Here is a 5,167-nt window from a genome sequence, read left to right on the forward strand (position 1 = left end):
TCGACGCGGCGTTCCTCCAGGCGCTCACCCATCCTGGTCAGTTCAGCACCCAGTTGTCCGAGCCATCCCGGCAGTTTTGACATAACGGTTCCTCTACCCCCGTCCGCACTCCCCACCGCTCCCCCCGGGAACGGTCCCGCACGACCGTACATGCGCGAAGCCCCCCACCGTAGGACGGAGGGGGGCTTCGTGAGGTTGAGAACTGAACCTCGGAAGGTTCTAGTACCAGCTGTTGGCCTGCCAGAAGGACCAGGCCCCGCACGGGCTGCCGTAGCGGCTGTCCATGTAGTTGAGGCCCCACTTGATCTGGGTGGCCGGGTTGGTCTGCCAGTCGGCACCGGCGGACGCCATCTTCGAGCCGGGCAGCGCCTGCACGAGGCCGTAGGCACCGGAAGACGGGTTGCTCGCCCGGTAGTTCCAGGTCGACTCGTGGTTCACGATGTTGCTGAAGCACTGGAACTGGTCGCCAGGAATCATCTGACGGGCCATCGCCTGAACCTCGGCCACGGAGTACGAGCCCTGGGTGGCGAAGGCGGAGGCATTGCGGACCTCGGAACGGCTGGCACGCTCGGCCGCGTCCTTCTTGTCCTGCTCGGCCTTCCGCTCCTTCGCCAGCTGGTCCTCGGCCGCCTGCTTCTTCGACTTGGCGTCCTTGGCAGCCTGGATGCGGGCCGACTCCTCAGCGGACTTCTTCGCCGTCGCGTCGGCCGCGGACGCCTGGGCGTCGGCCTGCTGCGTCAGGGAAGCGGTCTGCACCTGGGCCTGCTGGCCCGCGGGGATGTCGGCGAGCAGCGTGGTGTCGGCTGCGGTGGCCTCGAAGTTGTTGTCGCCGACGGCAGGAGTGCTGCCCGCTGCAACTCCTACGACGGCGCCTACGGTGGTTACAGCTGTGGCAGATGCCACGGCGAACCCCCGGACCGAGATCCGGCTCACACGGTGTCCTTCCAGCATCGCCCGCTTAGGTGACCTCGCGGGCGCAATCGTGCCCCTGACGCTGGCCTCCCTACTGCTTGGGTCACGGGAGGCACGGGCCCGGTGGGCGACTCCCCGGAGGGAACGCCGCGTGGTGCTCGCGGGCGGCATACGGACGGCGGCTGTTGAGTTGTGTGCTGCGTTGCACCTCTGGAGGTGCGGGTGTGCCGTATGCGGGGCCTGACGGAAGCAAGACTCTGCCGGAACGGGACGCCGGGAAGCAATTCTCTGTTGCGTGTGAAAGCTCACACCTCGTTTGGAGCAAGTGAATTACGGAAATGGCACCGCAACACAGTGCCGCCCGGCTAAGCTGCTTCGCTCGCCGGGCGGCACCAACTGTCCTATCCCCTGTCAGATGTGGCCTTCCTCCAGCATTTCGGTCACCAGCGCGGCGATGGGGGAGCGCTCGGACCGGGTGAGCGTGATGTGCGCGAAGAGCGGATGGCCCTTCAGCTTCTCGACCACGGCGACCACTCCGTCGTACCGGCCGACCCGGAGGTTGTCCCGCTGGGCCACGTCATGCGTGAGCACCACCCGGGAATTCGCCCCGATCCGGGACAACACGGTCAGCAGGACGTTCCGTTCGAGCGACTGGGCCTCGTCGACGATCACGAAGGCGTCGTGGAGCGACCGGCCCCGGATGTGGGTGAGCGGCAGCACCTCCAGCATCCCGCGCCCCAGGACCTCCTCGATGACCTCGCGCCCGGCGACCGCCGAGAGCGTGTCGAAGACGGCCTGCGCCCAGGGGCCCATCTTCTCGGCCTCGGAACCGGGCAGATAGCCGAGATCCTGCCCGCCGACCGCGTACAGCGGCCGGAAGACCATCACCTTCTTGTGCTGCCCCCGCTCCAGCACGGCCTCCAGACCGGCGCAGAGCGCCAGTGCGGATTTGCCGGTGCCGGCCCGGCCGCCGAGCGAGACGATGCCGACGTCCTGGTCCAGCAGCAGATCCAGGGCGATGCGCTGCTCGGCGCTGCGTCCGTGGATACCGAAGGCCTCCCGGTCGCCGCGGACGAGCCGGACCTCGCCCTCCGGCGTCACCCGGCCGAGCGCCTTGCCGCGCTCGGACTGGAGGACCAGACCGGTGTGCACGGGCAGATCGGCGGCCTCGGGGACGTACAGCGTCTCCTCTCCGAAGAGCAGGTCCACCTGTTCGGCGGAGAGCGGCAGTTCGCCCATCCCCATCCAGCCCGAATCGGTGATGGCGAGTTCGGCGCGGTACTCCTCGGCGAGGAGGCCGACCGATGACGCCTTGATGCGCAGCGGCAGGTCCTTGGAGACGACCGTGACGTCGTACCCCTCGGCCTGGAGATTGCGCGCGACCGCGAGAATCCGTGAGTCGTTGTCCCCCAACCGGTAGCCGGCGGGCAGTACGCCGGGATCGGAATGGTTGAGTTCGACGCGCAGCGTTCCGCCCAGATCCCCGAGCGGGATCGGGGCATCCAGCCGGCCGTACCGGACCCGGAAGTCGTCCAGCAGGCGCAGGGCTTGCCGGGCGAAGTACCCGAGTTCCGGATGGTGCCGTTTGGCCTCCAGTTCCGTGACCACGACGATCGGGAGCACGACTTCGTGCTCGTCGAACCGGGACATGGCGTTCGGATCGGCCAGCAGGACGCTGGTGTCGAGAACATAGGTGCGCCTGTCGGGCATGCGGCGCTTTGTGCTGGTCACCACGGAAGGACGTACCCCCTCGGACGAGGTTGGGGTGCGACGACGTCGCGGAGCATCCCAAAGGGAGAGGACGGACCGGGCTTCGGCCACCTTGCACGGGCCGAGCGCCGGCCCTCGACGTCAGCCGCACTGTATGTACGGTCCTTCGTGTGCAAAGGGCCTCCCGGGCGAGCGGACTCCATGCCGCTCACTTGGTGACGACATCCGCCTGGTTTCTGACCGGACGTCGACCTGTCAGGGGTATTCCCTCGAACACGCGAAGCCATGCCGCCCGAGCCGCTCAAGCCCGTCCGGCATTGCGGACGCACCCGGTAGGACAGTGGGCGGCGGCCCGTCGGGCGGGTTCGGGCACACCACCCGAACGGCCCCTTCCCCGGCCGCCGGGCGGGCCTGAAAAGGACGCGGCCCGCCCGGACACGCGGGGCGGGCCGAAGAGGCCGGGCCCGGACGCGCCGGGCGGTCCGGAAGGGCTGTCGTCAGCCGCCGTAGCGGCGGTGGCGGGCCGCGTAGTCACGCAGGGCCCGCAGGAAGTCGACCCGGCGGAAGGCCGGCCAGAAGACCTCGCAGAAGTAGTACTCGGAGTGCGCGCTCTGCCAGAGCATGAAGCCCGACAGGCGCTGCTCCCCGCTGGTCCGGATCACCAGGTCCGGGTCGGGCTGGCCCCGGGTGTAGAGGTGCTCGGAGATCAGGTCGGTGGAGACGATCTCCGCCAGGTCCTCGAAGGACGTGCCCTTCGAGGAGTGGTCGAGCAGCAGGGACCGCACCGCGTCGGCGATCTCCTGGCGGCCGCCGTAGCCGACGGCGACGTTGACCAGTATTCCGTCGACCCCGACCGTGTCCTGCTCGGCCTCCTTGAGGACCGTCTGGGTGTGCGCGGGCAGCAGGTCGAGCGTGCCGACGTGGTGGACCCGCCACCGGCCGTCCGCGACGAGGTCGCGCACGGTGTTCTCGATGATGCCGAGGAGCGGGATGAGCTCCGACTCGGGCCGGTCGAAGTTGTCCGTGGACAGCATCCAGAGGGTGACGACTTCGACGTCGGTCTCGCTGCACCAGCCGAGGAGTTCCTTGATCTTGTCCGCACCCGCTTGGTGCCCCTCCGCGGCGGTGCCGCCGGACGCCTTCGCCCAGCGCCGGTTCCCGTCGAGGATGACACCGATGTGCTTGGGCACCTGGGCGTGATCGAGGCGGGCCTCCACCCGGCGGGCGTAGAGCCCGTATACCAGGTCGCGCAAGTTCACTGAGTCCACCTCTCGGTTCCGTGCGGGCCCGCCCGCCGCCTCGCCCGGGGCTGACCCCCTGGGGATCGTCGCACCGGTAGAGGGCCGATCGCCCCGCCGTGCCGTGGCAGTCCCGAAGCCGCCACATTACTGCGCAGGCGCCGCACCGGCCCAACCCGGCCTGTCACAAGTCCGTGATAAAGAGGGAAACGTGACTGATTCCTCTTCCTCTTATCTGGCCGCAGGTTCGCGCTACGACTCCATGGAGTACCGGCGCACCGGCCGCAGCGGCCTCAAGCTCCCGGCCGTCTCCCTCGGCCTCTGGCACAACTTCGGCGACGACCGCGCGCTCGACTCGCAGCGCGCCATCCTGCGCCGCGCCTTCGACCTCGGCGTGACCCATTTCGACCTGGCCAACAACTACGGCCCGCCGCCCGGCTCCGCCGAGCTCAACTTCGGGAAGCTCTTCCGGCAGGACTTCGCCCCGTACCGCGACGAGCTGGTGATCTCCACCAAGGCCGGGTACGACATGCACCCCGGTCCCTACGGCGAGTGGGGCTCGCGCAAGTACCTGCTGTCGTCGCTCGACGCCTCCCTCAAGCGGATGGGCCTCGACCACGTCGACGTCTTCTACTCGCACCGCTTCGACCCGGACACCCCGCTGGAGGAGACGATGGGGGCCCTGGCCTCCGCCGTGCAGCAGGGCAAGGCGCTGTACGTCGGGGTGTCCTCGTACAACTCCGAGCAGACCGCCGAGGCGGCCCGGCTGCTCAAGGAGATGAGGGTGCCGGCCCTGATCCACCAGCCGTCCTACTCGATGATCAACCGCTGGACCGAGGACGACGGCCTGCTGGACACGCTGGAGGCGGCCGGCATGGGCTGCATCTCCTTCGTACCGCTCGCCCAGGGGCTGCTGACCAATAAGTACCTGAAGGGCATTCCGGCGGGTTCGCGCGCCACCCAGGGCAAGTCCCTCAACCCGGACCTGCTCTCGGACGAGGTGGTGCGCCGGCTCAACGGGCTGAACGACATCGCGCTCCGGCGCGGCCAGTCGCTGGCCCAGCTGGCCCTCAACTGGGTGCTGCGCGACAGCCGTATGACGTCGGCCCTGATCGGCGCGTCGAGTGTGGAGCAGCTGGAGGAGAACGTCGCGGCGCTGGCCGGTCCGGCTCTGTCCGCAGGGGAGCTGAAGGAGATCGACACCTTCGCCGTGGACACCGCGGGAACCAACATCTGGGCCGGCCGGGCCTGACGGGCCTCGCCCCGGCGGGTGCCGCGCCCCCCGTTCGCGCCGGGGCACAAAAACC

Annotated in this window: 4 protein-coding genes; 1 reads left to right on the top strand and 3 read right to left on the bottom strand. The window is 69.0% G+C overall.

Annotated features, from left to right (window positions below; all coding sequences use genetic code 11):
- Positions 1 to 219: 219 nt before the first annotated feature.
- From J1C73_RS28025 to J1C73_RS28035, 3 genes are all read right to left on the bottom strand, one after another.
- The gene (locus tag J1C73_RS28025; RefSeq protein WP_207318826.1) at positions 220 to 933 is read right to left on the bottom strand and encodes an aggregation-promoting factor C-terminal-like domain-containing protein; all 714 of its coding nucleotides are present in this window, start codon (positions 931 to 933) and stop codon (positions 220 to 222) included.
- Between the two features lie 390 nt (positions 934 to 1,323).
- Positions 1,324 to 2,646, bottom strand: a complete 1,323-nt coding sequence (phoH2, locus tag J1C73_RS28030; protein ID WP_207318827.1) for an RNA 5'-3' helicase PhoH2 — start codon at positions 2,644 to 2,646, stop codon at positions 1,324 to 1,326.
- A 473-nt stretch (positions 2,647 to 3,119) separates the two neighbouring features.
- Complete coding sequence (locus tag J1C73_RS28035) at positions 3,120 to 3,881, bottom strand: isoprenyl transferase (protein WP_123462424.1); 762 nt, start codon at positions 3,879 to 3,881, stop codon at positions 3,120 to 3,122.
- Between the two features lie 190 nt (positions 3,882 to 4,071).
- Between J1C73_RS28035 and mgrA the strand changes: the two genes are divergently transcribed.
- Positions 4,072 to 5,112, top strand: a complete 1,041-nt coding sequence (gene mgrA, locus J1C73_RS28040; protein ID WP_207318828.1) for an L-glyceraldehyde 3-phosphate reductase — start codon at positions 4,072 to 4,074, stop codon at positions 5,110 to 5,112.
- The last annotated feature ends 55 nt before the right edge of the window (positions 5,113 to 5,167 follow it).

This window comes from Streptomyces laculatispora (genome assembly GCF_017353455.1).
Classification (GTDB): domain Bacteria; phylum Actinomycetota; class Actinomycetes; order Streptomycetales; family Streptomycetaceae; genus Streptomyces; species Streptomyces laculatispora.